This window comes from Corynebacterium sp. HMSC062A03 (assembly GCF_001811145.1).
GTDB classification, from domain to species: Bacteria; Actinomycetota; Actinomycetes; order Mycobacteriales; family Mycobacteriaceae; genus Corynebacterium; species Corynebacterium aurimucosum.
In genome coordinates this window covers 1-3,281 of sequence record NZ_KV803698.1, presented here as the reverse complement: position 1 = coordinate 3,281, position 3,281 = coordinate 1, and the positions used below count along the sequence as shown (strand labels likewise).

The window sequence follows — 3,281 nt, the reverse complement described above, 5'->3', positions numbered from 1 at the left end:
CCACTACGTGTCCACGATTTGCGGGCAACCCCAGGACGTCGACGGCGAGTGGAAGGTTGCCGATGAAGCCATGAAGGTCCTCGATGATTCCGACCTGAACTACTCCATCCTCCCGGGCAACCACGACATGATTCAGGATGGTTCAGCGCATCCCTACAACCACTACTTCAACGCCGAGCGTGCCAAGAACGCTAACCCGGAGACCTTCCGAGAACGCCACACTGCAGTGAACAACGACTCTGAGTACCACATTTTTGAAGCAGAAGGCCAGAAGTACCTAGTCTTGGCGCTGGCCTGGCGCGCGGACGATGGAGCCCTGGACTGGGCCCAGGGCGTTCTCGATGCTCACCCAGACCTCCCGGTCATCCTCACCAGCCACGAGGTGCTCAACATCGATGGTGCTGGCGAGGTCTTCTACTCCGATGACTACGGCCAGGGCCTGTGGGACAAGTTCATTAAGAAGAACGACCAGATCTTCCTTACCATGGGCGGACATCACCACGGCGCGGGCTACCGCGTGGACAAGAATGACGCTGGCCACGACGTCATTGGCATCCTGCAGGACTACCAGATGGCTTACCAGGGCGGCAATGGCCTGCTCGGCGTTCTCGAGTTTGACCTCTCCGGCAACGAACTAGAGATGACCGCCCTGTCCCCGTGGGTGGCGCAGAAACCAGCCAAGGAGCTCACGCAGTTCGACAAGCTCATCCTCGACGGCAAGGGCGATAGCTACCACGTGCCGCTGAACTTCAATGAGCGCTTTGCTGACTTTGCCCCGGAGTGGACCATCGGCGATGAGAACAACCCGGACCTTGGCCAGAAGGCTCGCGACATCGCTGAGGAAGGCTACACCCCGTACACCATCCCGAAGGATCAGCTTCCGGAGGGCCCGAACGACTTCGTGAAGGCCGACAAGACCGTCTTTCACTGGCGCCCGGGCCAGACCAAGAACAAGGACGGCAAGCAGCTTGCCGACGGCGACGTGGCCACCGAGGGCGCTGTCATTCCGGATGTCTTCGGTGCTGATGGTGCCGGTGACCTCGTTCGCGAGGGTGGTCCTTCCAACACGGGTGAGCGCATCACCTACACCAAGGACCACCACCCGTTGTCCTCTGATTCTGGCTCCCTCTACTGGTCCGACCCAGCTGGCAAGCTCGCGATGGCAGAGTTTCGGTCCAAGGAAGGCGCGGAGATCAACAAGGTCGATACCTCCGAGGGCTACACCTTTGAGTCCTTCGTGAAGATTCCGAAGGATTTCAACGGCTCCGAGCACGGCTGGGGGAGTGCTATCTCCCGTGACTCCAGCATCGCCGAGCTTGTCGACGGATCCGAGGACACCGACCCCACCGTCATGTTCGGCATTTCTAACCTCCGTGAGCTGCGCTGGTGGGCGGAACCGAAGGAAGGCGAAGGTTCTACTGTCTGGTCCCACGAGGTGCCCACCGACGAGTGGATGCACATCGCCGTGGTGAACAAGCCGGATTCCGACACCGTTGAGATGTTCATCAACGGCGCACCGATCCTGCGCAACGCCAAGGGCGCTGAGGGCCTCCTCCCGCGAGACCTGCAGTGGGTCATGGGCGCTGGCTTTGATAACCGCACGCCGCAGGACCCGTGGTACGGCTGGATTGGTGAGACCCGCCTGACCCAGGGCGTTCTGGACTCGGACCAGTGGCTGACCGCCCGCCCGGCCGTGAAGGAGGAAGAGCCGTCGAGCTCCACTACGACGCCTACCGAGCCGACCAAGCCTTCTAAGCCGACCAACATGAAGGAGCCTTCTGCCGACGATATGGCTGCGGCCTTCTTCGCAGGCTCCAGCCGTGGCGCGAAGGTTATCCTCCCCATCATCGCCGTCATTGCAGTCGTCGGCGGTGCCGCCTACGGCCTCATCCCGACCATCAACCGCATCTTCGGTCTTAACATCCCGCAGCCGAAGCTGCCGCAGATCCCGGGTCTGAACTAGTTACCGTTCACCCTCCGTCCCCCGACTCACATTGAGGCGGGGGTTTTCTATTGTGATGGCCCTGGGCGGATTGTAGCGGGTTAAGGGTCAAAATGTGTGTCTGGCTCGGCGTGTCGCTGGGGTTAGATTTGGCCTTTTTGGATGCCGATTGAGTGGGTGTACTCGGTGTCGATACCGTTGTCGTAGAGGGCTGGTCGTCCTGTTTCGTGGTCGGCTTGGTTCTCGGTGTGGGTCAGGATGGATACTTTGGCGAGTTGGTCCTGGCCCCAGTGGGACTGTCTGGCGATGCGTAGTGGATCGTCGGGCAGTTCTGTTTTTAGGTACAGCCACCAGTCCAGCATTTTGCGCTGGTGTTCATTTGTTCTGCCCCGGTGAGCACGCGCAATCTCTTTCAGGCGAGCGTTAATCCCGCCTTCAAGACTGTTGGTCGTAGATTTGATGCGGGCAGGTTCTAAGACGCCTTTAGGTTGATTGATGTAGACAAAGAGCATGCCTTGGCGCCATAGATGGTTCAGACTGTTGTAGGCCTTTCGCACGTTGGAATGTGTCCATACCCATGTCCAATTTCCTGTATCAGGGTCTTTAACCCTGGTCCTCTCGTCCATCCACCTGCGGTAGACAGTGTTGAAGTTATGGAGCAATACACCCCAGTCAGCTACCTCTTCTTTAGTTCGCACTCGGGTGAGTTTCAGCGCTAGCGTGTAGATAGCTTTGCCGGCATCAGTGCGCGGACGTGAGGTTGTATAGCGGCGAACTACACGCTGTGCGTGGACGAGGCAACGCTGCACATGTGTTGTTGACCAGCAGGTTTTTATTGCACTTGCTGTTCCTTGCCCGCCATCTGTCGTTGCGATTAACGGGGCGGGGATGCGTTCGAGCAGGCGTGTGTAATCGGGAGCGGTTTCGTGTTTGGCACCAGTGCCAAGCAACAACATGATCGAGGGTGGAAGCTACAATCAAGCATCCGCCAGCGGTGTAGGTACCGTCGAGAAATATCTGGTCATAGACTCGGCCTGTATGTGCCACGGTGGGATCCGGTACGTCAATAAGCCAGTACCATGTAAATCTGCGCTTCATAGTGGAATGGCTTACATTGTTGCGTTTAGCCAGTGCAGTTAGCGAGATTGTGGTGGTGCAATGCTCGATAAAATCCGCAAAAATTCTAGCGTTGGTGACGTCGGGGCGACGTTTGATGCCTGATGCCCCACAGGCTTTACATCGCCATCGTGTGGTTCCTTTGCTGGTAGTTCCGTTGCGTTTCATGTCGCCGCCGCAGTGGCAGCGTGAAGCGTCCTGGGTTTAGTTCCGCTTCTTTTAC

The 3,281-nt window shown here is 58.2% G+C and carries 1 protein-coding gene and 1 pseudogene; one reads left to right on the top strand and one right to left on the bottom strand.

The window, feature by feature from the left end:
• A partial coding sequence (locus HMPREF2781_RS09795; RefSeq protein WP_070645689.1) for a LamG-like jellyroll fold domain-containing protein occupies positions 1–1,963 on the top strand: 1,963 nt, incomplete at its 5' end.
• Positions 1,964–2,085: 122 nt separating this feature from the next.
• Here HMPREF2781_RS09795 and HMPREF2781_RS09790 read toward each other — a convergent pair.
• Positions 2,086–3,226 (bottom strand): annotated as a pseudogene (locus tag HMPREF2781_RS09790) (IS1249 family transposase).
• Positions 3,227–3,281 lie beyond the last annotated feature (55 nt).